Origin of the sequence: Enterococcus sp. DIV1537a, assembly GCF_051712085.1 — a bacterium.
Classification (GTDB): Bacteria; Bacillota; Bacilli; order Lactobacillales; family Enterococcaceae; genus Enterococcus; species Enterococcus faecalis.
In genome coordinates, this window is sequence record NZ_JBIOOE010000001.1 from 2,005,716 (window position 1) to 2,031,792 (window position 26,077).

Consider the following 26,077-nt stretch of genomic DNA (forward strand, 5'->3'; position numbering starts at 1 on the left):
ACATTCTTATCTGTTTAAAAAGAAGTCGTACCTGATTTGACTTTGAAAGTCAAAAAAGAGAAAACCGTAAAAAGCTACCGGTTTTCTCTTTACATAAAAAAACTAGGACAGTATACTGTCCTAGTTTCGATAACGCTCTTAGTTTTCTTGTAATAATTCTTTCACAATTGCGTTAACTTGGTTGCCATCGGCTTTGCCTTTGACTTTCGGCATCATAGCGCCCATCACTTTACCAAAATCTTTTGGTGAAGTGGCGCCAGTTTGCGTCATTACCTCTTGAACTAGTTGACGAATTTCTTCCTCTGTTAGTTGTTGAGGCATATATTTTTCAACAATTGCTATTTCAACTTTTACTTTTTCAACAAGATCGTCGCGTCCCGCCTTTTCAAACTCTGATAAAGAATCTTTTCTCTGTTTCATCTCACGAGACAATACAGTGAGTTCTTCTTCTCCGTTCAATTCACGGCCCGCTTTAATCTGATCATTTTGAATGGCAGTCTTTAACATACGAAGTACGGCTAAAGTTTCTTTGTCTTTAGCTTTCATCGCTGTTTTAATGTCGTCATTCAATGTGGTTAGCAATGACATACCACCAACTCCAATTCATTCAAAACTAGAATTTTTTACGTTTTCTAGCTGCTTCAGATTTTTTCTTACGCTTTACACTTGGTTTTTCGTAGAATTCACGTTTACGTGATTCTTGTAAAGTACCCGCTTTTGAAACGGAACGTTTGAAGCGACGAAGAGCATCATCAAGAGATTCGTTTTTACGAACGACTGTTTTTGACATGTTATTCCCTCCCTCCGAGCTTAAAAAGTAACCGTTTTTCTTATTTGTGGGAAAAACCCACAAATTAAAATACTGTCCTTGTTATATTATAGCTAAAGCATAAATAACCGTCAACCACTCTACTGATAAAATACGAAATTTTTGTTTGATTTTTCGTCTTATTCGCTATTTTTCGCAACAATCGGCACAACGACCAAGTATTTCAAAGCGATGTCCTTCAATTGAACAACCTTTTAACTGTTCTTCAAAAAAATTCATCGGACACATGTGAATTTCTTCCGTTTTGCCACAAACCGTACAAATAAAGTGATGATGATGTTCCACCTCTTGGCAACAACGGAAACGAAACTTTTGCTCGCCATTTAATTCTGTTTTTTCCAGTAATTCTAAGCGCTCAAAGTCATGCAAGTTACGATAAACCGTATCATAACTGACTCCTTTAAAGGTTTCATTCATAAATTCATACACTTCACGTGCAGAAACATACCGATTTCGCTTAATCAAATAGCTCATCAGTAATTCTCGTTTTTTAGTATATTTTAATCCACTGGCTTTCATGGTTTCTAAGGCTTGTTCAATATTGGTTTTTACTGGTGCCATCGCCATTTCCTCCCTCACCAACCTAAATCAGAATCATTACGAAATAGATTCTGGACTTATGGTATAATAAAATTATTAAAAATGCAAGAAAGGACTTACCCTCTATGACTATTTCTGAAGAAAAAAAATGTGTGACGATTTTTGTCATCTCAGATTCTGCTGGCGAGACCGCTTCAAAATTGGCGGCTGCTTCAATGGCCCAGTACCCCACTGTTGATTTTACTTTGATTAGACGAACATTCGTTAAAGACGAAGATAAACTGGTGCAAGCGTTAGAAGATGCCAAAAAAGCAGAAGCCATGGTACTGCATACTATTATTAATGATCATCTCGTGGCGATTGCTAATCAATTTTTCAATGAGCATCAATTGTTCCATTTTGACATTTTGACACCACCAGTTGCGGAAATCGAACGATTAACAGGTGTCGCACCCATGCGGGAACCTGGTGCCTTACATCATCTGAATGAAAATTATTTTAAACGAATTGAAGCAATGGAATTTGCTGTCAAATATGACGATGGCAAGGACCCACGAGGCTTTTTAGAAGCGGATGTGTTACTTCTTGGCGTTTCCCGAACTTCTAAAACACCGCTAAGTCTCTTTTTAGCCAACAAGAACTTAAAAGTTGCTAATTTGCCACTAATTCCTGAAGCACATTTACCGAAACAATTATTCGAAATGGACCCTAAAAAAATTGTTGGCTTAACCAACGATCCCAATGTTTTAAACGGGATTCGTAAAGAACGAATGCGCGCATATGGATTGCCTGAAAATACTTCTTATTCAGATATTGAAAAAATTCGGCGAGAACTGGCTTTTGCTAATGATCTTTATCAAAAATTAGGTTGTATCGTTATTGATGTCGCTTCTCTTTCAATTGAAGAAACTGCCTCAATGATTCTTAATGCTTTGAACTTAGAAGATCATAGTTATTATTCCACGGAAACAGCCGAGGATTAAAAAAAACGAGAAAAAATCACTAGTGATTTTTTCTCGTTTTTTTTAAAAGACTTGAACGCCTTCTTGATCAATATTGAAAATTTGGATGCTCGCTTTGGTAGATAATTTCTCCAAACTTTGAACAATTTCGTTGGTTCGTTCTTCTGGCGACAAGATTAGCACAGTTGGACCAGCACCGCTTAAGAAAGAGCCATAAGCACCTTTTTGCTGAGTTAAACGACGAATTTCTTTTAAGTGAGGAACCAATGAACGACGATACGTTTCATGCCATTTATCTTGTTCCATCATTTTGCCTGCTAAAGGTAAATCCCCGTTTAAAATTGCGGCAATCATAACATTGGCAATTGAGCTGGCCGCGACCGCTTCTTTATAAGTCAATTTTTCGGGCAAAACAGCGCGACTTTTTTCGGTAAATAATGGTTCCTCTGGAATAAATGCAATGACATCACACATTGGAAAGTGATGTTTGACATGGTAGACTTGGTTTTCTACATGGCTAGCCACCACGAAATCTCCTAAAATAGCTGGGGCAACATTATCCGGATGTCCTTCCATCTCTGTGGCCAAACGAACTTTTTCTTTAGGGGACAAATTTAAATGTGCTAGTCGGTTAGCTAATTCAATGCCTGCTACAATCACACTTGAGCTACTGCCTAGTCCTCTTGCAAGGGGAATGTCAGAAACCATCCGAATAACTTTTGGTGTTAATTCTGGTGCAATTTTCAATGCCGTTTGAATTAATAAATTCTCTTCATTAGTAGGAATCTCTTCTCCCAAAGTATGTTGAATTTCCCAAAATTCACTTTCACCTAAAACGTTGATTGTTAAATAAGCGGATAATGCAATGCCACATGAATCAAAGCCAGGTCCTAAGTTGGCACTAGTGGCAGGTACTCTTATTTTCATAGTGTTGCGACTCCTTTTCGTAAGTGCAGACGCATTTCTTCCACGTCACTCATTTTTGAAATAGCTACTTCTGTCTCCATTGCTGTATCAGGATCTTTCAATCCGTTACCAGTAAAGACTGCCACGACGGTTTCACCTGCTTTGATTTTACCGCTTTTAACATGTTGAATAACTCCAGCTAATGAAGCAGCCGAACCAGGTTCAATGAAAACCCCATCTTGAGCAGCAATTTTTCGGTAAGCCGTTAAAATTTCTTGATCTGTCACGGCATCAATGAAACCACCGGATTCATCCCGTGCCTGTTCTGCTAGTTGCCAACTAGCAGGATTTCCAATCCGGATCGCTGTTGCCACGGTTTCAGGTTGCTCAATCACTTGGCCTTTCACGATCGCTGCGGCACCTTCTGCTTCAAAACCATGCATTCTTGGTAAAGTTGTTCCTTGTTTTTCATGCCATTCTTTAAAGCCTTTCCAGTAAGCGGAAATATTGCCGGCATTTCCAACTGGAATCGCTAAGACATCGGGCGCTTGACCTAATTGTTCACAAACTTCAAAAGCTGCTGTCTTTTGCCCTTCTAAGCGATAAGGATTCACTGAATTAACTAGCGCAACTGCCTCAGTTTTCGCAATCTCTCGCACCGCTTTTAATGCTTCATCAAAGTTACCTGGAATCGAAATAATGTCCGCCCCATACATAATAGCTTGCGCCAATTTTCCCAGTGCGATTTTTCCTTCTGGAATCACTACATACGCTTTAATGCCTGCTCTTGTGGCATACGCAGCAGCGGCGGCACTAGTATTTCCTGTAGAAGCACAAACAATCGCTTTGGCACCTTCTTCTACCGCTTTTGCTACAGCCATCACCATCCCGCGATCTTTGAATGAGCCAGTGGGATTTAAGCCTTCGTATTTTCCATATAATTGAATACCTAATTCTTTGGATAAATTAGGTAAAGGAATCAGTGGCGTATTTCCTTCGGCTAAAGAAATCATTGGTGTTTTTTCTGTTACGGGCAAATACGCTTGATACTGTTTTAACAAACCTTCATACATGTTTACTCATCTCCTATAACCTTCATTACATTCAATAACTGAAAGGCTTCCGTATTTTGAATAGCTGTCACAACTTGTTGCATTTGTGCTTTTGATATCTGGTGTGTAATGGCAACAATTCTTGCTCGCTGTCCATCTGATCTCTGTTGAACTAATTGATCAAAGCTGACTTCTGCTTTAGTCATTAATTGTGTCAACTGCAAAAATTGTCCTGGTGTATCTGGAACATCTAACGAAAAATAGTACTGCCCAAATACATTTTCGGAACGCGTCAATTGGGTTTTATGTTGATACGAATTGAACATATGGCCAGTCGTTGTCAAGCGAATGTTTTTAGCAATCGTAATTAAATCACTGACAACACTGGTTGCTGTCGGTTTAGCGCCAGCTCCTGGACCGTAATACATTGATTCGCCCACACCTGCACTTTTTATAAATACTGCATTGTACTCATTCCGAACAGATGCAATAGGGTGCTTTTGATTAACTAGCATAGGCGCCACTTCCACCGAGATACTATTCTCATTTTGTTCAGCAGAGCCAATCAATTTGATTTCATACCCCAGTTGTTTAGCCATAGCGACATCATCTAAAGACAATCCGCAAATTCCACGAATATCAACTTGTGGTAATGAAACATTCATCCCAAAAGCAAATTGACTTAAAATAACCATTTTATAGGCTGCGTCAATTCCATCGACATCATTTGTCGGATCCGCTTCAGCAAAGCCCAACGCTTGCGCTTCTGCTAAAGCTTCTTCATAACTTTTATCAGCAGAAACCATTTGCGTAAGCATATAATTCGTCGTACCGTTCACAATCCCTAAAACTTGTTGAATATTGTCTGCCGCTAAGCTATTAGCAATTGTTCTTAAAATTGGAATCCCGCCAGCAACACTTGCTTCGTAATATAAATCACAATGACGTTTTTGGGCTAATGCTACTAATTCACTCCCATGTTGCGCCAGTAAATCTTTATTGGCAGTCACAATATGTTTGCCCTTTTCTAAAGCTTTCATGATATACGTTTTGGCTGGTTCAATGGTTCCCATTAATTCCACAACGATTTGAATCTCTTTATCTTCTAAAATATCATCAATTGAAGTTGTTAAAGACAGACCGTATTCTTCCGCTTGCGCTTGTTTCGTTTCAAGATTTCGGACAAATGCTTTTTCAATGACTACATTCATTCCTGTCACTTGTGAAATTTTCTCTTGATGTTCTTTCAAGAGAGTTAAAACGCCAGTGCCTACAGTCCCTAATCCTAGTAACCCGATCTTTAAGGTATCCTTCATTTTTACCTCCATCAACAGCGTTATTCTAGTTACGCTATTTTTTCCTACTTTTTATCGATGTTCAATATGCTCAAAGGTCTGATTTAAAATATCTATTACATGATGATCATCCAATGTATAAAAAATCGTTTTTCCTTCACGACGTGCCTTGACAACCCGGCTATCTCTTAATAATTTTAGTTGATGAGAAACGGCGGACTGTTCCATTCCCAATTGTTCACTAATCGCCGTTACATTATGCTCGCCTTCTTTTAAAAGTAGCAAAATTCTTAAACGTGTTGGATCACTTAATACTTTATATAATTGACTTACTTGTTTGATTTCTTCCATTTGTTTCATTATAGTCGCCTCACTTTGCACTCATTATAACACAGAGTTTTTTAAAATAAGAACTGCGATTGTTCTTTCCTACGAAAAATATGGCACAAAGAAAGTTGGAAAAATGACAAACTTGTCGATTTTCCAACTTTCTTCATCTATTCGTGGTTGGCTTGCTGAACTGCATCCATCACGGCATAACGGAAGCCATTTTTTTCTAGAGCTACGACACCGCGAATCGTACTTCCTCCTGGAGAAGTCACTTCATCTTTCAATGCTCCTGGGTGTTTTTTCGTGTCTAAGGCTAAGGTCGCCGTTCCTTTTATCATTTGAGCGACAATTTCATAAGATAAGTCCCTTGGTAACCCTTCTAAGACTGCTGCATCTCCCAATGCTTCCATAAAGATATCAACAAAAGCTGGACTGCAACCAGCCACAGTGCCAAAAGTTTCCAGTTGTGCTTCACGAATTTCTTTGACTAACCCTAAAGTAGCAAGAAGTTCCATTACCAGTTCCTTCGTTTGGCCTTCAATTGTTGGTGCCAAAGCTACGCCAATCACGCCTTGGTTCACGCTAACTGGTGTATTAGGAATGGCATGAACAACTTTGGCTTCTTTATTGCCAAGGGCCATTTGTGCTTCTTGTATGGTATGACCTGTTGCAACAGAAACCAATAGACTTTCGTTAGAAAAATGAGGGGCTAATTCCTGAAGGACAGGTAACACGACCTTTGCTCCTGTCGCAATAAAAATAACCTTACATTCTTGGAAAAGTGCATAATCTGTGACAAGTTGAAAGCCCCACTCTTTTTGAAGTGCTTCTGCTGTTCCACTTGAGCCACCTTTCACATATAAATGTTCCTTCTTGACTGCCTCAGCTTTTAGTAACCCTTTAATCATGGCACCGCCCATACTGCCAGCACCGATAAAGCCAATTTTCATAGCATTCCCTCCTTAGTTAAATAAAGTGTTTGTGTCAAAAGTCAATTAGCTTTTGACACAAACACTAACATTCGTACTTTTTTCCGTACAGCCTGTTTCGTTTATTTTATTTTGTTAATTCATTAACGACTGCTTCAAACGCAGCAATTTTTTCAGAAGCTTCTGAACTACTTGTTGCTTTTGTCGCTAGATAGAATTTAATTTTTGGTTCTGTTCCTGATGGTCGGATAGCAATCCAACTGCCATCTTCTAAATGATATTTCAGCACATCAGAAGGAGGCGTTTGTAATTGTTCTGTTTGACCATCTGCAAAAGTGCGTGTTAATTCTTTAAAATCTTCCGTTTGAGCAACTTGAATCCCGGCAAACTCAGTTGGCGCTTGTTCACGACATTTTGCCATTAAAGCTTTGATTTTACCGCTGCCTTCAATTCCGCTCATTGTTACGGAAATAGTTTTTTCTTCAAAGTAACCAAATTCTTCAAAGATATCTTGTAAACCATCGTATAATGTTTTTCCTTGTTTTTTATAGAAAGCCGCTACTTCTGCTAATAAAACTAACGCTTGAATTGCATCTTTATCACGAACAAAAGGTTTCATTAAGTAACCATAACTTTCTTCAAAACCAAACATAAACGTTTGACTGTGGTCTTCTTCGTATTGTTGAATTTTTTCAGCAATAAATTTGAAACCTGTTAAAACATTAAACATCTTCGTATTATATTTCTCAGCAATCGCTGTAGCAAGTTCACTAGAAACGATTGATTTTAGAACCGCAGCATTTTGAGGCAACGTGCCTGCTTGTTGATGGGCTTCTAAAATATAATGAATCATAATTGAACCTAATTGATTTCCTGTTAATACTTGGTAGTCTCCGTTTGGCATCCGCACAGCAGCACCTAAACGATCAGCATCTGGATCTGTTGCAATCAATAAATCAGCGCCTTCTTTTTCCCCTAAACGAATCGCGTATTCAAAAGCTGAATGTTCTTCAGGGTTTGGTGACTTAACTGTAGTAAAGTCAGGATCAGCAACGGCTTGCTCAGGTACTAAAACAAATTTTTCAAAACCGGCTTGTTTTAATGCCTTTTCTCCTAACATTTTCCCAGTTCCATGTAAGGGAGTGTAAACTAATTTTAATTCTTTACCCATTTCGTTAATTAATTCTTGATTAATCGTAACTGTTTTAATTTCTTTCAAATACGCGTTATCGACTTCTTCACCAACAATGTTAATTAAACCGCTGTGGGCAACTTCTTCATCTGATAAGACATCAATTTTCAAAGGATTTTCGATACTACGAACATATTTAGTTAATGCATCTGCATCAGCTGGCGGCATTTGACCACCGTCTTCACCATAGACTTTGTAGCCATTATAGGCAGCTGGATTGTGAGAAGCCGTAATCATGATTCCCGCAAAAGCTTTAAAGTAACGGACCGCAAAAGATAATTCTGGTGTTGGTCGTAAGCTTTCAAACACAAAAGAAGGAATATCATGTTTAGCTAATGTTTTAGCTGCTTCCATTGCAAATTCTGGAGACATATGACGTGAATCATAGGCAATGGCTACACCGCGACGTTTTGTTTCAGGATCTTGCGTATCCATAAAACGTGCAAGCCCTTCTGTCGCTTGACGAACTGTAAAGATATTCATCCGATTAATACCGGCGCCTAAAATCCCGCGCATCCCGGCAGTCCCAAATTCTAATGGTGCGTAAAATGCATCTTCACATTTTTCAGGGTCTGTATTTAAGTCCTTTAATTCATTTTTTAAATTTTCTGGAATATTTTCTTCATTTAACCATTGTTGGTAAACTTGTTCCCAAGACATGGAAAACACCTCATTTGTTTTTTTGTTTTTACTTTTTAAGTATAGCATTGGATATTCGTTTAGAAAAGGGAAGTTGTAGCGTTTTCTCTCAGCAAATGATTTTTATAAGAAAAATCTTACTTAGTGTTCTATTTTTGTTTGTCTATTTTCAGAAAGCTGTCGTGTAATCCGTACCATTCGCTCACAAAAAAGAGGCATTTCTTCTGGTGAAATTCGGGAACAGTTCAAGCGAATACTTCCACGTTTTTCACTAAAAGCTACACTTGGTGCTACCAAAACACCTTCTCGTAAAAATACTTGCCAATCTTCTGGCTTAAGTGCCCCTTGACGCCAATGTGCCCATAAATAAAAGCCGCCTTTTACTGGCGAAACTTCCCATTCTGGCAACGATTTAAATACTTGATATACAGCTGTTGCTCGTTGTTCCACTTGTTTATTTAATAACGTAATTTTTTCAGAAAAAGAAGGATCTTCAATCGCCATTTTAGCGAGCATCTGCGGAAAAATACTCAACGAAACATCCATCATTTTTCTGGCTTCTGCAATTTGTTTCGTCACGGAGGCAGGCGCACTTAACCAACCAATTTTCGTGGTCGAACCTAAAATTTTTGACAACGAACCGATATACAAGACATTATCTGGATCTAATTTTTTTAAAGGAGGAATTTCTGTTTTCGGGATAAAACTTAGCTGCCCAAAAACATCATCTTCTAAAATAGGAACTTGATACGTTTGACAAACTTTCACGAGCTGTTCTCTTTTTCTTAAAGGCATCACTGTCCCAGTCGGATTTTGAAAGGAAGGATTAACCATAACCATTTTGATGCGATGTTGTCGGATTGTTTGTTCTAGCGCTTCAAGATCAATCCCTTCCTCTGTCATGGGCACACCAAATAAGCGCACACCAGCAGCTTGGAAAATTGGTAAGGCATAGAAGAAAGATGGATCTTCTACGGCAACACTATCTCCTTGTCTCAATAAAACTTGCAAAACTAAAAAAAGTGCTTGTTGCGCACCTGAAGTAAGCAATAAACTTTCACTTGGTAAATGAAGCTGATATTCCGTTGCTGTAATGGCTTGGATTTCTTTTCTTAACGGCAAATAACCTAATTCATCTTGTGCTTCCTCTTTTAAAAATTGTTTCCAATTTAATGCTGGAAAATCGAAACTGGGAATTAAGTCTAACGGCAACTCGCCTGTATACATATCTAAGTCAGTCGGCAAATTTTGTTTAGCTCGTAACTCAATCTCTGCCACCAAGGGATGAACTTGTTTGAACACATTTTGTTCTAAATAACGATGCCAATCCGTTCGTGGCGTCATCATTACCCCCCATTTTCCTTCGTTGACAATCGTTCCACTCCCTCTTTTTCGCACAATCCAGCCTAAGTCCACCAGTTCGTCTAATGCATGAACAACGGTTGAACGATTGACAGACAAGTACTCTGCCAGTTTACGTTCCGAAGGGATTTTTTCGCCTGGTAATAATTCGCCTGTTTGAATCTTTTGAACAATCATTTCCATAATACTGCGATAAATGGGAACATTTTGTTCTTTTTTAAGTTGCCACATAGCAATCACCTCAACAATTGGATGAGTTAAAAGTAATCCAGTTTAATGCTTTTGTCAATCGAAAATACAAGAAAAGTGAGACAGCCGTTTTGACGAATGTCCCACTTTTCTGTTTTACTATTAACAGGTTTGTCTCAATACTTGTGTAAAAATGCTTGGATGGTGTTATAAAAGATTCCTGCGAACATAAAGATTAACCAACTAAACCGCCAATCCCCTAAAACAAAACTAATAAATAAATAGAGTGCAACAACTAAGGGCCAATAAACGGATGCAATAATTGCACCGACAGGATTTCCCACAGGTCCTTCCTCTGTTTTTGTTTGCTGAGGGGCAAAATCAGGATGACCAACATGTTCTGAATAAAAATAAGTTTCATTCAACAATTTATTAAAACTTCCTTTAATTACTCCACCAAATATAAACAAGAAGACACCAATCGATACTAAAAAGAAGAGCCAACTAATCCCCATTGTTCCATTATAATATTGTCCGCCCATCATTTGATGCATGGAACGGCGCATCATCAGATGAAGGCCACTACTAAAGACAACAACTGGGATTAAACCCAAAATACAAAAAACGACGCCCGCTGCCATACAAAAAATAAATGATCGTTGAAAACTTTGTTCTCTTTGTGCAACTTCTTTTTTTAACTTAATCGGAATCAATCGTTGCCCCAGCTGTTTGTCCATTGCAACAAACCGATTACCAGCAACAATAAATAATGGAACGCCAATTGCCACACCTATGAAAAGACAAACTAAACCGAGACCGTTAGAAAGAACACCACGCATACCAACCAGCAAGCCAACACCCACCATGATTGCAACAACACCAAGACCAATTTGAATAGCACCTTTACGTTGGACAGCTAAATAGTCAAGTCCTTCCTCCACTGAAATTTCTGGCAAACCGTTCATTGAATCGTTTGTTTCATCCACTTGTTTATTTTCTAAATTCAATTCTTCCATTAATTCATCAATAGTACCAAATTCAGAAATAATTGTACCAATTGCTTCATTTTCCGATTTTCCTTGGCTGAGCAAATCTTCATAACGATCCTCAGCATTTGCTAATAAGTCCGCCTTTAATTGTTTTGTTTCAGATGTTTCAACAACGCCTGAAAATAAGCTATCAATAAATTCTTCTATAATTTTCATTTTCCCATCTCCTTTACAAATGCTTCGACGACGTCTTTTGTTACTTCCCATTCTAGTAACTTTTCCTCTAAATAACGCTCTCCTGCATGGGTTATTTGATAATAGGTCCGCTTTTTGCCATGCGTTACTTCTCCTGGAAATGATTCAATGTAGCCATTTTTCTCTAAACGTGTAAAAGCAGAATAAAGTGTCGTTTCTTTAATCGAATATTGTTCATTAGAAATTTCACGAATGCGTTTAGAAATCGCATAACCATATGAAGCGCCGGATTGTAAGATTGAGAGAATAAAGGTATCGTTGTATCCTCGAATTGCATCACTACCAATCACATAAATTCCTCCCTCAAGTACTTCAACTATCGTACTACGTCTGTCGTTGTAATTATCTTAACACGATTACTACGATAGGTAAAGTAAAAAAAGCACGTAATGCAGAAATCATTTTAATTTCTGCACTACGTGCTGTCTTCTTTTCAGTCTATAGTTGAATGTTAAATGGTATCACCATTAAAAATAGAATTTTTTACAATCACATAATCAACTTTACGAATCGCTTCTAAATCGCTACCTCCCGCGTATGAAATGGAAGATTGTAAATCTTGTTGCATTTCGACTAAAGTATCTGCCAACTTCCCTTTATGGCGTAACCAGATTTTTTTGCCTTCAACGTTTTTCTTTTCGCCTTTTTGGAATTCAGAGGCGCTACCAAAGTATTCTTTGTAAACAACACCATCTTCCACTTTTGTCTCACCTGGTGATTCTTCATGTCCAGCAAATAATGAACCAATCATGACCATAGTTGCCCCAAAACGCACAGATTTTGCAATGTCTCCATGGGTCCGAATTCCACCATCTGCAATAATTGGTTTCCGAGCAGCTTTGGCACACCAACGTAAAGCCGCTAACTGCCAGCCACCTGTCCCAAAGCCAGTCTTAATTTTAGTAATACATACTTTTCCTGGTCCAATCCCCACTTTGGTGGCATCGGCTCCAGCGTTTTCTAATTCGCGAACGGCTTCTGGTGTTCCAACATTGCCCGCAATAACGAACGTTTCTGGTAAAGATTTTTTCAAGTGTTGAATCATATTAATCACCGCATTTGAATGACCATGGGCGATATCAATTGTCACGTAGTCAGGAACTAAACCTTCTCGGGCTAACGTTTCAACAAAAGCGTATTCCCCTTCTTTCACACCCACACTAATTGACGTGATTAAGCCCTTTTGTTGCATTTTTTTAATAAATGGCACTCGCGCCTCTTCATCAAACCGATGCATGATATAAAAATAACCATTTTCAGCAAGGGTTTCCGCAATCGTTTCATCAATAATTGTTTGCATGTTCGCTGGAACGACAGGCATTTTAAACGAATGTTTTCCTAAAGTTACTGTAGTATCACATTCAGAACGACTATTCACGATACATTTATTGGGAATTAATTGGACATCTTCATAATCAAAAACTTTCATACTTACTGCCTCCTAGTTATTTACAAAAATAACGTAAAAACCGAACATTCGGTCATTTAACGTTCGTGTTTACAAACACCATTGTTAATTTACACTATTTACCGCCACTTGTCAAAGGCGTTTTAACGAAAATTAATCTTTTTACCCTTCTTGAACGTTTGGTAAAATGGCCTGCAATAAAATAGCAACAATTGAGGCAGTTGCCACGGGTGAACTAAATAAATATTGTAAAAATTGTGGTAGAGTTTCCAAAAACTCTTTTGGTAACAATGTCAACGCTAATGTCATAATAATCGGAACGGCAATTACATACATCTCTTTTTCATGAATTGTTACATCGCTCATGACTTTCATTCCACTTACAGAAATGATGCCACAAACAACCACAAAAACACCGCCGATAACTGGTGCCGGAATGGCCGAAATCAAGGTGGAAAGTTTTCCAGATAAGCCAAATAAGACAAACCACGCACCTGCAGCCACAAAAACCTTGCGACTAGCAACTCCAGTGATTGAAATAATCCCAGCATTTGTAGAGTAACTAGTTACTGGCGTGCCGCCAATGAATGAAGAAACTAAGCAACCTAAGCCTTCACCAATTACGCCGCGATTAATTTTTTCTTCGGTCAAAGGTTCAGCGACAACATGACTCACAGCAAACCAAGTGCCTGTTGTTTCCGCCATTAAAACCAGATAAATAACTAACATCGTGGCAATGGCTGACCAATCAAATTGGAAAGAAAAGTTAACTAATGGTAACTGAGGCAAACTAAACCAAGCCGCTTCACTAACGGCTGATAAATCAAGTACCCCTAATAATTGTGCCGCGATGCTCCCAAATAATAATGCCAAAATAACAGAAGAAACGCGGAAAATCCGCCCTTTTTTCAAAGCAGAACCTAAGAGCGCAAAGAAGATCAACGTACCCGCTGCTATAAATGCTAATAAAATATTTTGTCCTAATTCCCCTTTTGCGTGGTAAATATTATCCGATAAAGCGACTGGCATTAACGAAAGCCCCACCACAAAAATAATTGTTCCTCCCACAATTGGTGGAACAAATTTAGTGATTAAACGATTAAAGATACCAGTAAATCCTAATATAATAACAACAATTGCCCCCACTAAACTAGCACCTAAAACTGCGCCCCAGCCATTTCCTTGTTGGTTATTGGCAAAATAAATTCCTGCAATTGCCCCGATTGGAATAAATGAAGGGCCTTGCGCAACTGGTAATCTCATACAAAAATGAGATTGAATAATCGTGGCAAGTCCTGCTGCTATGAATGTTGCTTGGATTAAAGAAGACGTTTGTGCTGTGCTAATCCCAATAATTGAAGCAATGATCACAGGTACGACGTACACGTCCATTGCTAAGACATGCTGAATCCCTAACATAGTGGCCTGCCCAAAAGATACTGAATCTTCTGGCCCCACTGTTAAATGAAGATTATTTTGTTTCTTTTCACTCATTTTTTATACTCCTTTAGTTGCTGACATTAAATTTTTATCATGTACTTTTTCACCTTGTACCCAGACTTCTCGAATATTTTCTGGTCGTGCTAAATATAAGATTTTTTGGAAAATATCAAGCAATGATTCCCCTGGATTTTTAGGGATTCGTGCTTGTGACAAGCTTGTATTAATAATTTGAACATCCCAAGCATACCCTTTTTCTAATTTTCCAATTGGTAAACTTAGCGCTTGACCACCACCAGCAGTAGCTAAATAAAACGCTTCATTTACGGTAATCCGTGCTGTTTTAACACCTCGTATTTCTGTTTTTTTTGTAGCATCGACACCATCTTCTAACATTCTAGAAGAAATAACCGCTTGCTTTAAATTGTCAAAAAGACTTGGTGAAAAACCACCTGAAAGATCACTACCTAAACCAACTTCTACTTGATGTTGATGTACTAATTTTGCAATCGGTGTTACTGCATTGCCAAAATAAGCATTAGAGATTGGGCAGTGCGCCACAGCCGTCCCTGTTTCATGGAATAAATTCATATCTGCTTCTTCTAAAAAGCCTGCATGTGCCATCACTGCTTTTTCTGTTAATAAACCAAAATCATTCAATGCTTGAGCATCATTTTTTCCAAAACGTTCTTGAACAAATTGATGTTCCCAATCACTCTCACTACAATGACTTTGAACATGGACTTGATATTTCGCTGCTAATTCTCCTAATCCTTTAAGTGCTTCCTCTGTACAACTAGGAATGAAACGCGGAGTTACAACGGGATACACGCCTTGTTTTGTTTGCTGCGCTAATGTTTGAATTTCTTGAATAAACCGTTCCGTTTCTTCTAATGCTTGTTGCGTTGTTTGATCACGATAGTATTCAGGATTCTCATTAAGATCATCCATTACAACTTTACCAATTAAGCCACGCTGCCCTTTTTCCGCACAAATCTCTGCCAAACGACGGCTAGCTTCATAATGAATGGTTGCAAAATAAAGGGCTGTTGTTGTCCCATTAGCTAACAATTGGGTTACCAATTCATCATAGACTTGTTGGGCAAATGTTAAATCTGCAAATTTGGACTCCAAAGGAAACGTGTACGTATTCAGCCATTCATGCAATGGAATATCCAAGGCGGTCCCTGATTGTGCCCACTGAGGTGCATGGACATGTAAATCAACAAAGCCGGGTAAAAGATAAGAATCTTGGGGCAATTCTTGAAAACGTTGCGCCTCTTTTTGTTCTGCTAGCACAGTTTCATACGCTTCAGCATCTGGTTCAATTATTTCCTGAATTACTCCGGCCTCATCTATACAAAAAAGTGTCTCTTCATAGACTTTAATCTCTTGCAAATTTTTACTAGAAAAACCTGTTCCTTTTATTACAAAATGAAACATTTAATACTCCTCCTTACTATCACATGAAGATTATACATAAACTTTCGTTTAATAACTATAAAAATGTGATTTTTTTAAAAAAAATCCATGTTCAAACAAGCAAAAACCGAACATTCTAAGAATGATTTATTTTTTCTTTGGATAAACAAGAAAACTTTCTATTCTTAAGATTCTTCGGTATACTTGAAGAGAATCGTTAGAACTTTAGGAGGTCCTGAGATGATACAGATCGAACAAATTAGAACAGGTGTTATTCAAGAGAACTGTTATCTTGTTTATAATGAAGAAGCATTATTAATTATTGATCCAGGTGCAGAAGGAGCAAAACTAATTCAAGAAATTACCCGTTTAGGGAAGAAACCAGCCGCTATTTTATTAACACATACTCACTATGATCATATTGGTGCGGTAGAAGAATTGCGCCATCATTATCAAATCCCTGTTTATGTTAGTCCATTAGAACAAGCGTGGCTTTCCAATCCTATTTTGAATCTTTCAGGATTAGGCAGACATGATGATATAGCAAATATTATTGTTCAACCCGCCGAACACGAATTTAAACTAACCGATTATGAAATTGGCGGCATGAAATTTTCCGTAGTCCCAACACCTGGTCATTCAATTGGTAGCGTCAGCTTTGTCTTTGATGATTTTGTTGTTGTTGGGGATGCATTGTTTAAAGGTAGTATTGGTCGTACCGATTTACACACTGGTGATATGCAACAATTATTACACAGCATTACGACCTATCTATTCACTTTACCAGAAGAATTTCCTGTTTATCCAGGCCATGGTGATGCCACAACCATTCAACATGAAAAAGCCACAAACCCATTTTTTAATTAGAGATTTATTCACTATTTAAAGAAACTTAGGAGGAGTAGCAATGACTGAAGCAACGACACTTTATATTATTCGTCACGGAAAAACGATGTTTAATACGATTGGCCGTACCCAAGGCTGGTCAGATACCCCCTTAACCAAACAAGGAGAAGAAGGCATTTATCATTTAGGCTTAGGTCTTAGAGACATAGACTTTAAGGAAGCCTATAGTAGTGATAGTGGTCGTGCCATGCAAACCGCTCAGATTATTTTACAAGAACATCAAAACCACCAAAAGATTCCTTACCTAACCGATAAACGGATTCGTGAGTGGTGTTTTGGTTCTTTAGATGGCGGCTATGATGGTGAACTTTGGGGTGTGGTGCCACGCATTTTAGCTTTTAAAAGTTATGAAGACATGATGACCACGAAGATTACCTATCGCGAGTTAGCAAATGCTATTATTGAAGCCGATACGGCTGACTGGGCGGAGCCTTATGAAGTTATCCGTGATCGTGTTTGGTCTGGTTTCGAAGATATCGCTCATCATCGAGAAAAAAATGGTGGCGGCAAAGTCATGGTGGTTTCCCATGGACTAACAATTTCCTTTTTACTTTCCTTAATTGACGCAAGTTTGCCTATGCAGATGGCACTGGAGAATGGTAGCGTGACGACCTTAACTTACGAAAAAGGAACATTTACCATTCAAGGAATTAATGATATTTCTTATATTGAAAAGGGAAAAAAGATCGCTGAAAAGCGCTGTTTATTGTAAAAAAAGAGAAGGTTATCTGTCAAAATGACAGATAACCTTCTCTTTTTGTTTATTCTTTTAAACGTTCTACATTTTTTCTTGAGATTTGAATTTTTTCTAAGGTTTCCTTATAGTTTTTTGCTGCATAAGCAAAAAATAAAACATCGACTACATACAATTGTGCCACCAAGGAAACAGTAGCCGCACTTCTCAATGGCACGTCTTCCCCACTAGAGGTTTGGAGGACGATATCACTTTTTTCACCAATCACTGATTTTTCATCTTGTGTGATACTAATAATAGGAATCCCTTGCTGCTTCGCTAAATCAGCTAAAGTACTTGCTTCTTTATTCGTTCCAGAATTAGAAATAACAATAAAAACACTAGGCTTTTCTGTTGAGCCTAACATAGAAGCAAATAAATGATGGTCCAATGTTGTAAATACCGTTCGGCCTAATCGCGTAAACTTTTGATAAATATCTTGAGCAACCAACGAAGAGGCACCTAATCCATAGACAAAAATTACTTCTGTTTTTTCCAACAAATCAACGGCTTCATTCACTGCGACATCCTCTAATGTCTGACCGCTTCGCTCAACCACATGAACAAAGCGCGCCTGTAACTTTTGTTTAATATCAGCTGTTGATTCCCCTTTAGTAACTTCAGTATACATTTGCTGCTTCATTTGGCCAAGATTTGCAGATAATAAAAGTTTCAACTCTGTGAAGCCATTCACATCCATAGAATGACAAAAGCGAATAATTGCCGCTGGACTTGATCCTGCTTGTTTCGCTAGCTCTTGCGCATTCATTGAAATAACTGTTTCTGTATTTTTTAAAATATATTCTGCGATTTTTCGTTCTGATTTTGGTAATTGTTGTAGACAATCTTGGATAGATAAAACAATATTTTGTTGCATAAACATCCCTCCTGATACACCATTTCCTACGCAATTAAATTTTAACAAAGAAAAAGGGAGAAGCCAAGTTCTCCTTTTTCTATTTATTATTTAGTTGTTTGCATATCTTTAGGAATTCCAAAGAATAACGTTGCTACAAAACCACCTGCGTAAGCGGCCAATAACCCTAATACATAAGCAAGCCACTGGTTGTTGGCAATTAATGGAATTAAAGCCACCCCACTTGGTCCAATAGCAATCGCACCAACATTACCGAAGGCCCCAATCACCGCACCACCAATACCACCGCCGATACAAGCAGTAATGAATGGACGTCCTAATGGTAAAGTAACTCCGTAGATTAATGGTTCACCAATACCTAAAATCCCAACTGGTAAGGCACCTTTAATCATTTCAACTAATTTTTTATCTGATTTACAACGAATCCATAATGCTAAAGCTGCACCGACTTGTCCCGCACCAGCCATGGCCAAGATTGGTAATAACAAAGTCATCCCTGTTTGATTAATCATTTCAATATGGATTGGCGTCAAAATTTGATGTAAACCAAACATTACCATTGGCAAGAAGGTTAAACCAAGAGTAAAGCCAGCAACCATGCCACCTTTTTCTAAGACAACATTGATAATACCAACTAAGCCATTAGAAATAGCTCCGGCTACAGGCATGATTAAGAAAATAGTTGCTAAGCCAATCACTAAAAGTGAAATGGTTGGCGTTACGATAATATCAATTGATTCTGGGACAATTTTATGCAATTGTTTTTCTAACAATGATAATAACCATACGGCAAAAATAACACCGATAATTCCGCCTTGTCCTGCAGATAATGTTCCCCCAGTGAAAATATTACTGATTGGTGCATCCGGATTCATTCCTGTCAACATTGTGACTGCCCCAATAACACCACCCAACGCTGGCGTTGCACCAAAAACGCTGGCACTGTTAATCCCAGTGTAAAGAGCTAAATAAGCAAAAATCCCATTTTTAATGATATTTAAGACATCAATATATTGTTGCCATGAAGCTGAAATATCACCAGCAACAACTAAGTTAGACATAACAGCTGCAATCCCGCCAATAATACCAGCCCCAACAAAGGCAGGAATCATCGGAACAAAGATACTAGAAATGGCTTTTAACACTTTTTTAAATGGTGAAGTGTTATTTTGTTTCGCTTTTTGTTGTGCTTTCATTTGAGCGGCTTTTTCTTCTACTAAATCTTTTCCAGATTTGCCTGCTGAAGCATCAGTTGCGGTGTCATGATTAAATGGTTCTCCCAATTTGACACCTGCTTGATCTACCATTTCTTGTGCAACCTTGTTAACAGTCCCTGGACCAACAACTACTTGCAACGTATCATCTTCTACGACGCCCATAACGCCATCAATTTTTTTCAATCCCTCAATATCCACTTTGTCATAATCGCGGATATCCATACGAACACGAGTCATACAATGAATGACTTTGTCCACGTTTTCTTGACCACCAACTTCTTTATAAATCCCATCAGCAATGCGTTTAATTCTTTCTTCTGCCATGTTAAAACACCCTCCTAATTCCTTAATTTAATGTATTCTTGATAAATTGATTCCCGTCAATTAATTTTTGTGTTGCTTCTTCTTTAGTACTATCAGTTAAAATCATTACAATTGCTAACTTCACATTTTCTTCTGCTTCTACAAATTTTAGTTCGGCAACTTCATAACTACAACCCGTTGCTTCCATAATAATCCGTTTGGAACGCTCCACTAATTTTTCATTGGTTGGTTTTACATCAACCATTAAGTTATTATAGACTTTCCCAATACCAATCATGGAAATAGTTGATAACATATTTAAAATTAATTTTTGAGCTGTCCCAGATTTCAAGCGAGTCGAACCTGTTAAAAATTCAGGTCCTGCATCTACTTCAATCGGCATTTGCGCATATTTACTAATTTCGGCATTTTTATTACATGCCACAGTTGCGGTAGCTGCTCCCACCGTTGCAGCATATTCTAAACCGCCAATTACATAAGGCGTCCGACCACTGGCTGCAATCCCGACAACAATGTCATTTGCTGATAATTTTAGATCAACTAAATCTTGACGACCTAGTTCTTTTGAATCTTCAGCACCTTCTACTGCGACAGTCATTGCTTTTTGACCACCAGCGATGAGGCCTTGAACCATCTCTGGCTCGACGCCAAAAGTTGGTACACATTCGGCTGCATCTAAGACACCTAACCGACCACTCGTACCAGCGCCCATGTAGATCAAGCGGCCGCCTTGATTGAAGCTTTTGATGATGGCTTCTACCACTGGTTCAATGGCTGCTAATTCTTGACCCACTGCCATTGCAACTTGTTGGTCTTCTTGATTCATTTTTTGTAAAGCTTCTTTGACACTCATCTCATCTAAGCCCATTGTATTTTCATTTCTACGTTCAGTTGTTAAGTTTTCTAAATTCATTTTCTATCGTTCCTTCCGTGACTAGCGTAAATTGATTGCCTGCCTTGATTAACGGCAATATCGTTTGATCTTTTTCAATAATTCGTGTAATCGTATTGACTTTTTCATCTTTCGGCAAGTCCACCAGTGTGACTTGAATTTCTCCCATATAGCGACCATATTTTTCATTATCAATCGTTACGGTTCCCACTGGACGTGCTTCAGTCTGCTCTGACTCAATCGTTGCAATTTCATCTTTTCTGAACATTTCACTCGTTCTTGATAATTCACTTCGCAAAACATCTCTTGCAGCATCTAAACGATTGGTATGAGTCCCAAGTATTCGCTTCAAATAGCGGCTCTCGCTAGGTACTACTTCTAACAGAAATTGATTGGTTTGGTGATAATAACCAAATTGAGCCATGGTTCGCTCACTAATTGTGGGGTCACCAATATAAACAGCATCGACATAAGGATCAGCCATCAAACCAACGGCAGCGGCGAAAGGATTTTGCCCCCGATGTTTTTCTAATGTTGGTAAACCAGCAAAAATTGGGCCTCTTGTTTGCCCATCTCCTGGCACAAAAGTAAAAACTTGTAAGCCTAATTCTTTAAGCCAGCGGTTCTTTTCATTAAAAAATGTTGTTCCAATGCCTGTTTCAGGTCTTGGATAATAATTATGCCAAGCTTCTAAGCGAGAAAAGTCCGCTTGGTGAGCCTTTAACTCAGCCACTTCTTCCAGTGTAATGGTACTAGCATTCAATCCTATATCAATCTTATGTGAAGCATGAGCCATTTGTTCTATCGTAATGCCATAATCCATCCGAAGGCCAGTTACGCCCAACTCGATTAAAGGCTCTAATTCATCGAAAGAAAAACCCGCTCTTTTTAACGCTTCACCTGAAATATCTACCATAATTTTCATTTTTTCTGCCTTAGCAATTGCCCCTAAATCAGTCAAGCGTTGGCGGTAAAGGGAAGTATCATCTTCTGGAATGTGTAAAGAAGTGAAAATACCATCAAATCCAAGCGCTTTCATCTTTTTGATATAAATAATTGTATCGTTTGTAATCTCTTCACCAAGAAAAACTGAAATACCATACATCTTTTTAGCTCCTCTCTAATACGCTTTCATTATAACTTGTTTGAAATAAAATTTCAACTATTTTTCTAAATATTTTTTAACTCCAAAATAAAATTTTATTTCTGTTCAAAAAAAAACAGATATTCCTTTATAGAAATATCTGTCTAATGCATTAATTGGCTGTGGCAGAGCCAACTGGTGTACCAGCTGTAACCACGCCAGTTTTCTCTAACGAAAATTGTGCTACTTTATCCATGTTGGTAATAATAACAACCATTTCAGTTCCTTTACCAGCTGCTTTAATTGCTTCTAAATCAGCAATTGCGACCACCGTATCTGCAGTCACTTGGTCGCCTTCTTTCACTTTAATAGTGAACGGTGCCCCGTTTAACTCTACCGTATCGATACCCATGTGTAATAAAATTTCAAGACCGTTTGTCATTTTTAAACCAATGGCATGTTTTGTTTGGAAAACGCTTAAAACTTCTCCTTCAATAGGTGCATAAATTTCACCATTTTCTGGAACTACTGCGTAGCCATCTCCCATCATTTTTTGTGAAAAAACAGGATCATTCACTTCACTAATTGGGATAACGGTTCCATTGGCAACGGCATACATTGTATTATTTTCGACAACTTCATTCTTTTTCTTCAAAAATCCAAACATTTCTCTTCCCCCATTTTTTAAAGTATCACTAGTATAGAAAAAAGTTTCATGAATTACAAGTGGCACCTTTGTATAATTCTAAAATTTATTTTAAAATAAGAATTTGCATTGGCATTTACTTTGTCAGCGGGTATACTTATACTTGATGTATTTTGCATTTATTTCAGAAAGGAATGGTGACATGCTTTTTGCTAACCTATGGAAAGCAATTATTCTTGGTATTATCGAAGGAATTACCGAGTGGCTTCCAATTAGTAGTACCGGACATTTAATTTTAGTGGATGAGTTTATTAAACTCGATCTAAGTAAAGATTTTATGGAAATGTTCAACGTCGTTATCCAATTGGGAGCGATTATGGCGGTTGTTATTTTATACTTCCACAAATTGAATCCTTTCTCACCAAAGAAAAATGGCGAAGAGAAAAAAGATACTTGGATTCTTTGGTCTAAAGTCTTAGTCGCTTGTTTACCAGCGGCAGTTATTGGTCTAAAATTTGATGATTATTTAGATGCACATTTTTATAACTTTTTAACAGTATCGATTATGTTAATTGTTTATGGGATTGCTTTTATTATCATTGAAAAACGAAATAAAAATGTTGCACCGAAGTGTACTAATCTAAAAGACTTCACTTATAAAGCCGCTTTAATCGTTGGTGCTTTCCAAGTACTGGCATTAATTCCAGGAACTTCACGTTCAGGAGCGACCATTTTAGGGGCAATCTTAATTGGGGCCTCACGTTTTGTTGCAACAGAGTTTTCATTTTTCTTAGGAATTCCAGTAATGTTTGGAGCAAGTTTTTTAAAAATCTTTAAATTCTTGGCCAAAGGAAATACGTTTGGATCAGAAGAAATCATTATTTTATTAACTGGCTCTATTGTTGCCTTCGTTGTTTCCATCATTGCGATTAAATTCTTATTGAATTACTTGAAGAAAAACGATTTTACAGTTTTCGGTTGGTATCGTGTAATTTTAGGTGCGATTTTAATTGGCTACTGGTTATTCTCATAAAAATAAAACCGTTGCTTTCAATAGTGAAAGCAACGGTTTTATTTTTTTAAATCGCCAAACGTTATTCGCTCAATCCCCTGTTCTTCAAACCACTGACGAACACGAGGATCACAAATCGTTGCTAATTCTTTGCAGCGTAAAGTGGTATATGAAGAATTGTCTAAAACAAATTGATCCAAATACCCAACATCAAAATGCATCTCAGCAATTGCCGATTCCGGCATCCGTAATAAACCAAAGTCATCTTTTAAAAAATTCTCCACTGATACGCCTTCGTGAATATAAGATAACGCCCCAGACTCTAACAAATGTGTCACCTGGAAATAACCTTGTTGCGGTGGATATTCTTTTTCCCCACTATATTTCAGGGTTGTATGAAGTCCGTACTCTTCTGCTAATTCTAAAAATACTTGATCAACCACTTCATCACCAATCGAATGGCAATCAAAATGTTCAGGATAATGTTCAGTTAGTTTCTTAAAGCGCGTCAATTGCGCAATCGTTTCAAGTCGTACTTCTTCATATACGAAGGTTACTTGTTTTTGTTGACGATAATAAGAAGAGCGATGAAAATTGCCTTGTTCATCTACCAGTGAAGGAATCATACATGGGTCCGCACAAGGTTTCCCTAATAAAAAATTCGTATGCTGACCTACAAATAAGCCTGGATAATTTTTTGCTAACGCAACGGCATGTTCTGCTGTTGGTAAATTGGGCATCAAAAGTGTCGACGTTGTTAAACCATCGACATAACTTTTGATAATGCCATGATTAATCGCTTCTGACATCCCAAAATCATCAGCATCAATAATTACTTTAACCAACAGCTCCCCCCTCTTTTCTTTACGTATTTTTGATGACAATTCCGACAATAATATTAACAGCTGATTCACAATCATTAATCGTGCGCTCAAGCTGATCATAAACATCTTTCCACTTGATAACTTTTAATAAATCTTTTTCGTTAGTCATCAAATCTTTCATGGCGCTACTGTATAATTTATCGCCTTGAGATTCAATCGTATTGACTTCATCAATCAATGAAACTAACGTTTTAGAATTCTTAAATTTTGCAAATTCCTTCGTTGCTGATTTAACGCCTTCTGTCGCTTTAACAATATAAGCAGTTAATTCTAGCGCGGGCGCAATCATTTCTTCGACAACTAAATGATCAAGTAAATAAGACAAACTATTAATGCTATCGATAATGTTATCTAAGTGATCCGTAATATCGACAATATCTTCTCGATCAATCGGCGTAATAAAGGAAATATAGAGTTCATTTAAAATTTTGCGAACAATTTCATCATTCTCTTTTTCCAATTGATGAATCGCTTCTGATTTTTTTACTAAGTTTTCTAATGAATAATTGTCTACAATTTCTTGCAAAACCTTTGCGGCTTCATAAGCATTTGTTGCTAACTGGTTTAATTCTCCAAAATAATCAAATTGTTTTTTACGTGCCATGTTTTTCTCTCCTTAAAAAATTGCAATAAATAATTTTGACATCACATAAGCGATCAGCCCACATCCTGGGAAAGTTAAAATCCATGCTATCAGCATTTCTTTCACGATACGCCAGTCAACACTTGAGATTCGCTTAGAAGCACCTACTCCCATAATCGCTGTTGTTTTTGTATGAGTAGTTGAAACTGGAATCCCAAAAGCCGATGCTAAAAATAAACAAATAGCCGTGCTTAAATCTGCAGTGAAGCCTTGATAGCGTTCGAGTTTTACCATATCCATCCCGACTGATTTAATGATTCTCATGCCGCCCACAGAAGTTCCAATGCCCATTGTAATGGAACACAGAACCATAACCCATAACGGAATCACAAAACCGCCACCTATTTTTTCGACTAAATTATTATAAAAAAGCACTAACATGAACACGCCCATAAATTTTTGCCCATCTTGCGCACCATGTAAAAAAGCATTAGCTCCTGCACCAAAGGCTTGCCCAACTGTAAAAAATTTGTTGGCTTTTCTTCTAGGCACAGCCGAGAAAGCTTTCACAACAAGTTTGGCAATCAAATATCCGCCGCCAAAGCCCATAACGGTAGAAACAACTAGACCAACAAGCACTTTGATCCATTCCGAGCCATTGACTGCACCCAAACCACCTAATGCCATTGCCGAACCAGTCAAGCCGGCAATTAACGCATGGCTTTCACTTGTGGGAATACCAAAATACCACGCAGCAACTGCCCAAACCACAATTGAAAAAAGCGAAGCAGCCAAAGCCACCTGTGAAGCGTTTCCATTTGCGTCAAAACTAACAATGTTGCTAATCGTTTCAGCTACTTGGGCATTAAAAAAGGTCATGACTAATGCACCTAAAAAGTTCATCACAACAGCCATCCAAATTGCGACATTCGGTTTTAACACCCGAGTCGAGACAGCGGTTGCAATTGCGTTCGGCGCATCCGTCCAACCGTTAACAAAAATTACACCCATTACCAAAGTAATCGTTACCAATAATGCAATACTCACAAAGACACCACCATTTTTCATTTATCTATTTTATCATAGCATGTTTTAAAAAAAATGTATGCTTTTTTCTTAAGGCTCTGGCAAATTTTCTTATTTTTTTCTTGAAATTGTCTGTTAAGGAAAAAAACTTGTC

The 26,077-nt window shown here is 37.9% G+C and carries 27 protein-coding genes; 4 read left to right on the forward strand and 23 right to left on the reverse strand.

The genetic code is table 11. The features are described 5' to 3' along the window. Positions 1-138 precede the first annotated feature (138 nt). The 3 genes from IGJ41_RS09825 to IGJ41_RS09835 all read right to left on the reverse strand — a co-directional run bounded on the left by IGJ41_RS09825 (position 139) and on the right by IGJ41_RS09835 (position 1,396). On the reverse strand, positions 139-588 hold the full coding sequence (locus IGJ41_RS09825) for a GatB/YqeY domain-containing protein (RefSeq protein WP_002356741.1): 450 nt from the start codon (positions 586-588) through the stop codon (positions 139-141). A 25-nt stretch (positions 589-613) separates the two neighbouring features. Next, positions 614-790: a 30S ribosomal protein S21 gene (gene rpsU / locus IGJ41_RS09830; RefSeq protein WP_002356740.1), complete on the reverse strand. Its 177-nt coding sequence runs from the start codon at positions 788-790 to the stop codon at positions 614-616. Positions 791-955: 165 nt separating this feature from the next. Further along, complete coding sequence (locus tag IGJ41_RS09835) at positions 956-1,396, reverse strand: Fur family transcriptional regulator (protein ID WP_002387080.1); 441 nt, start codon at positions 1,394-1,396, stop codon at positions 956-958. 98 nt (positions 1,397-1,494) lie between these two features. On the opposite strand from IGJ41_RS09835, the gene IGJ41_RS09840 reads away from it, so the two are divergent. Beyond that, a complete protein-coding gene (locus IGJ41_RS09840; protein ID WP_002389973.1) occupies positions 1,495-2,352 on the forward strand; it encodes a pyruvate, water dikinase regulatory protein in 858 nt (285 codons plus the stop codon). 42 nt (positions 2,353-2,394) lie between these two features. Here the strand turns inward: IGJ41_RS09840 and thrB are convergent, their stop codons facing one another. The 12 genes from thrB to guaD all read right to left on the reverse strand — a co-directional run bounded on the left by thrB (position 2,395) and on the right by guaD (position 15,760). After that, positions 2,395-3,258 (reverse strand): homoserine kinase, encoded by an 864-nt coding sequence (gene thrB / locus IGJ41_RS09845; protein ID WP_002359743.1) that lies wholly within the window; start codon positions 3,256-3,258, stop codon positions 2,395-2,397. Next, entirely contained in the window at positions 3,255-4,310 is a 1,056-nt protein-coding gene (thrC, locus tag IGJ41_RS09850; protein ID WP_002356733.1) for a threonine synthase, read from the reverse strand. Before thrC ends, thrB begins: the two co-directional genes overlap by 4 nt. A gap of 2 nt (positions 4,311-4,312) precedes the next feature. Next, the gene (locus tag IGJ41_RS09855; protein ID WP_078126968.1) at positions 4,313-5,605 is read right to left on the reverse strand and encodes a homoserine dehydrogenase; all 1,293 of its coding nucleotides are present in this window, start codon (positions 5,603-5,605) and stop codon (positions 4,313-4,315) included. Positions 5,606-5,656: 51 nt separating this feature from the next. Continuing rightward, entirely contained in the window at positions 5,657-5,965 is a 309-nt protein-coding gene (locus tag IGJ41_RS09860; protein ID WP_002356730.1) for an ArsR/SmtB family transcription factor, read from the reverse strand. A gap of 116 nt (positions 5,966-6,081) precedes the next feature. Next, complete coding sequence (gene proC / locus IGJ41_RS09865) at positions 6,082-6,864, reverse strand: pyrroline-5-carboxylate reductase (RefSeq protein ID WP_078126967.1); 783 nt, start codon at positions 6,862-6,864, stop codon at positions 6,082-6,084. A gap of 106 nt (positions 6,865-6,970) precedes the next feature. Continuing rightward, entirely contained in the window at positions 6,971-8,695 is a 1,725-nt protein-coding gene (locus tag IGJ41_RS09870; RefSeq protein WP_438714345.1) for a phospho-sugar mutase, read from the reverse strand. Between the two features lie 120 nt (positions 8,696-8,815). After that, the gene (locus IGJ41_RS09875; protein ID WP_002409692.1) at positions 8,816-10,267 is read right to left on the reverse strand and encodes a PLP-dependent aminotransferase family protein; all 1,452 of its coding nucleotides are present in this window, start codon (positions 10,265-10,267) and stop codon (positions 8,816-8,818) included. A gap of 134 nt (positions 10,268-10,401) precedes the next feature. Next, a complete protein-coding gene (locus IGJ41_RS09880) occupies positions 10,402-11,430 on the reverse strand; it encodes a permease prefix domain 1-containing protein (RefSeq protein WP_033788117.1) in 1,029 nt (342 codons plus the stop codon). Continuing rightward, on the reverse strand, positions 11,427-11,759 hold the full coding sequence (locus tag IGJ41_RS09885) for a PadR family transcriptional regulator (protein ID WP_002362678.1): 333 nt from the start codon (positions 11,757-11,759) through the stop codon (positions 11,427-11,429). Before IGJ41_RS09885 ends, IGJ41_RS09880 begins: the two co-directional genes overlap by 4 nt. A 161-nt stretch (positions 11,760-11,920) precedes the next feature. After that, positions 11,921-12,898 (reverse strand): GMP reductase, encoded by a 978-nt coding sequence (guaC, locus tag IGJ41_RS09890; RefSeq protein WP_438714349.1) that lies wholly within the window; start codon positions 12,896-12,898, stop codon positions 11,921-11,923. Between the two features lie 141 nt (positions 12,899-13,039). Continuing rightward, a complete protein-coding gene (locus IGJ41_RS09895) occupies positions 13,040-14,371 on the reverse strand; it encodes a nucleobase:cation symporter-2 family protein (RefSeq protein WP_002359736.1) in 1,332 nt (443 codons plus the stop codon). A gap of 3 nt (positions 14,372-14,374) precedes the next feature. Beyond that, entirely contained in the window at positions 14,375-15,760 is a 1,386-nt protein-coding gene (gene guaD / locus IGJ41_RS09900; RefSeq protein ID WP_153853981.1) for a guanine deaminase, read from the reverse strand. 219 nt (positions 15,761-15,979) lie between these two features. Here guaD and IGJ41_RS09905 point away from each other — a divergent pair, with 219 nt between their 5' ends. Then, positions 15,980-16,606 carry an MBL fold metallo-hydrolase gene (locus IGJ41_RS09905; RefSeq protein WP_002356716.1) on the forward strand — a complete coding sequence of 209 codons (627 nt, stop codon included), beginning with the start codon at positions 15,980-15,982 and terminating at the stop codon, positions 16,604-16,606. Between the two features lie 40 nt (positions 16,607-16,646). Then, on the forward strand, positions 16,647-17,357 hold the full coding sequence (locus tag IGJ41_RS09910) for a histidine phosphatase family protein (RefSeq protein WP_002411106.1): 711 nt from the start codon (positions 16,647-16,649) through the stop codon (positions 17,355-17,357). Between the two features lie 49 nt (positions 17,358-17,406). On the opposite strand, the gene IGJ41_RS09915 is transcribed toward IGJ41_RS09910, so the two are convergent. The 5 genes from IGJ41_RS09915 to IGJ41_RS09935 form a co-directional block, all read right to left on the reverse strand. Further along, complete coding sequence (locus tag IGJ41_RS09915; RefSeq protein ID WP_438714352.1) at positions 17,407-18,255, reverse strand: MurR/RpiR family transcriptional regulator; 849 nt, start codon at positions 18,253-18,255, stop codon at positions 17,407-17,409. A gap of 86 nt (positions 18,256-18,341) precedes the next feature. After that, positions 18,342-19,796: a PTS transporter subunit EIIC gene (locus IGJ41_RS09920; RefSeq protein ID WP_002356713.1), complete on the reverse strand. Its 1,455-nt coding sequence runs from the start codon at positions 19,794-19,796 to the stop codon at positions 18,342-18,344. A 22-nt stretch (positions 19,797-19,818) separates the two neighbouring features. Beyond that, positions 19,819-20,709: an N-acetylmuramic acid 6-phosphate etherase gene (murQ, locus tag IGJ41_RS09925; protein ID WP_438714354.1), complete on the reverse strand. Its 891-nt coding sequence runs from the start codon at positions 20,707-20,709 to the stop codon at positions 19,819-19,821. Further along, positions 20,684-21,793 carry a DUF871 domain-containing protein gene (locus tag IGJ41_RS09930; RefSeq protein WP_438714356.1) on the reverse strand — a complete coding sequence of 370 codons (1,110 nt, stop codon included), beginning with the start codon at positions 21,791-21,793 and terminating at the stop codon, positions 20,684-20,686. The genes murQ and IGJ41_RS09930 overlap by 26 nt, the downstream gene beginning before the upstream one ends. A 151-nt stretch (positions 21,794-21,944) precedes the next feature. Beyond that, positions 21,945-22,505, reverse strand: a complete 561-nt coding sequence (locus IGJ41_RS09935) for a PTS sugar transporter subunit IIA (protein ID WP_002380597.1) — start codon at positions 22,503-22,505, stop codon at positions 21,945-21,947. Between the two features lie 115 nt (positions 22,506-22,620). On the opposite strand from IGJ41_RS09935, the gene IGJ41_RS09940 reads away from it, so the two are divergent. Next, complete coding sequence (locus IGJ41_RS09940) at positions 22,621-23,451, forward strand: undecaprenyl-diphosphate phosphatase (RefSeq protein WP_002356708.1); 831 nt, start codon at positions 22,621-22,623, stop codon at positions 23,449-23,451. Positions 23,452-23,489: 38 nt separating this feature from the next. On the opposite strand, the gene IGJ41_RS09945 is transcribed toward IGJ41_RS09940, so the two are convergent. The 3 genes from IGJ41_RS09945 to IGJ41_RS09955 are packed head-to-tail and all read right to left on the reverse strand — an operon-like array spanning position 23,490 to position 25,965. After that, on the reverse strand, positions 23,490-24,275 hold the full coding sequence (locus IGJ41_RS09945) for a ChbG/HpnK family deacetylase (RefSeq protein WP_438714358.1): 786 nt from the start codon (positions 24,273-24,275) through the stop codon (positions 23,490-23,492). Between the two features lie 19 nt (positions 24,276-24,294). Then, positions 24,295-24,918, reverse strand: coding sequence for a DUF47 domain-containing protein (locus IGJ41_RS09950; protein WP_002356705.1), 624 nt, complete (start codon positions 24,916-24,918; stop codon positions 24,295-24,297). Positions 24,919-24,930: 12 nt separating this feature from the next. After that, positions 24,931-25,965, reverse strand: coding sequence for an inorganic phosphate transporter (locus IGJ41_RS09955; RefSeq protein WP_002381568.1), 1,035 nt, complete (start codon positions 25,963-25,965; stop codon positions 24,931-24,933). Between the last annotated feature and the right edge of the window lie 112 nt (positions 25,966-26,077).

Excerpts from the sequence above, each read along its gene's own strand:
- IGJ41_RS09855 (WP_078126968.1), bottom strand. The coding sequence starts at position 5,605 with ATGAAGGATACCTTAAAGATCGGGTTACTAGGATTAGGGACTGTAGGC.
- rpsU (WP_002356740.1), bottom strand. The coding sequence starts at position 790 with ATGTCAAAAACAGTCGTTCGTAAAAACGAATCTCTTGATGATGCTCTT.
- guaD (WP_153853981.1), bottom strand. The coding sequence starts at position 15,760 with ATGTTTCATTTTGTAATAAAAGGAACAGGTTTTTCTAGTAAAAATTTG.
- IGJ41_RS09910 (WP_002411106.1), top strand. The coding sequence starts at position 16,647 with ATGACTGAAGCAACGACACTTTATATTATTCGTCACGGAAAAACGATG.
- IGJ41_RS09880 (WP_033788117.1), bottom strand. The coding sequence starts at position 11,430 with ATGAAAATTATAGAAGAATTTATTGATAGCTTATTTTCAGGCGTTGTT.
- IGJ41_RS09930 (WP_438714356.1), bottom strand. The coding sequence starts at position 21,793 with ATGTATGGTATTTCAGTTTTTCTTGGTGAAGAGATTACAAACGATACA.
- IGJ41_RS09875 (WP_002409692.1), bottom strand. The coding sequence starts at position 10,267 with ATGTGGCAACTTAAAAAAGAACAAAATGTTCCCATTTATCGCAGTATT.
- IGJ41_RS09915 (WP_438714352.1), bottom strand. The coding sequence starts at position 18,255 with ATGCAACAAAATATTGTTTTATCTATCCAAGATTGTCTACAACAATTA.
- murQ (WP_438714354.1), bottom strand. The coding sequence starts at position 20,709 with ATGAATTTAGAAAACTTAACAACTGAACGTAGAAATGAAAATACAATG.
- IGJ41_RS09825 (WP_002356741.1), bottom strand. The coding sequence starts at position 588 with ATGTCATTGCTAACCACATTGAATGACGACATTAAAACAGCGATGAAA.
- guaC (WP_438714349.1), bottom strand. The coding sequence starts at position 12,898 with ATGAAAGTTTTTGATTATGAAGATGTCCAATTAATTCCCAATAAATGT.
- thrB (WP_002359743.1), bottom strand. The coding sequence starts at position 3,258 with ATGAAAATAAGAGTACCTGCCACTAGTGCCAACTTAGGACCTGGCTTT.
- IGJ41_RS09870 (WP_438714345.1), bottom strand. The coding sequence starts at position 8,695 with ATGTCTTGGGAACAAGTTTACCAACAATGGTTAAATGAAGAAAATATT.
- thrC (WP_002356733.1), bottom strand. The coding sequence starts at position 4,310 with ATGTATGAAGGTTTGTTAAAACAGTATCAAGCGTATTTGCCCGTAACA.
- IGJ41_RS09840 (WP_002389973.1), top strand. The coding sequence starts at position 1,495 with ATGACTATTTCTGAAGAAAAAAAATGTGTGACGATTTTTGTCATCTCA.
- IGJ41_RS09905 (WP_002356716.1), top strand. The coding sequence starts at position 15,980 with ATGATACAGATCGAACAAATTAGAACAGGTGTTATTCAAGAGAACTGT.
- IGJ41_RS09895 (WP_002359736.1), bottom strand. The coding sequence starts at position 14,371 with ATGAGTGAAAAGAAACAAAATAATCTTCATTTAACAGTGGGGCCAGAA.
- IGJ41_RS09940 (WP_002356708.1), top strand. The coding sequence starts at position 22,621 with ATGCTTTTTGCTAACCTATGGAAAGCAATTATTCTTGGTATTATCGAA.
- IGJ41_RS09950 (WP_002356705.1), bottom strand. The coding sequence starts at position 24,918 with ATGGCACGTAAAAAACAATTTGATTATTTTGGAGAATTAAACCAGTTA.
- IGJ41_RS09955 (WP_002381568.1), bottom strand. The coding sequence starts at position 25,965 with ATGAAAAATGGTGGTGTCTTTGTGAGTATTGCATTATTGGTAACGATT.
- proC (WP_078126967.1), bottom strand. The coding sequence starts at position 6,864 with ATGAAAATTGGCTTTATCGGTGCTGGCAGTATGGGCGGTGCCATGATT.
- IGJ41_RS09920 (WP_002356713.1), bottom strand. The coding sequence starts at position 19,796 with ATGGCAGAAGAAAGAATTAAACGCATTGCTGATGGGATTTATAAAGAA.
- IGJ41_RS09835 (WP_002387080.1), bottom strand. The coding sequence starts at position 1,396 with ATGGCGATGGCACCAGTAAAAACCAATATTGAACAAGCCTTAGAAACC.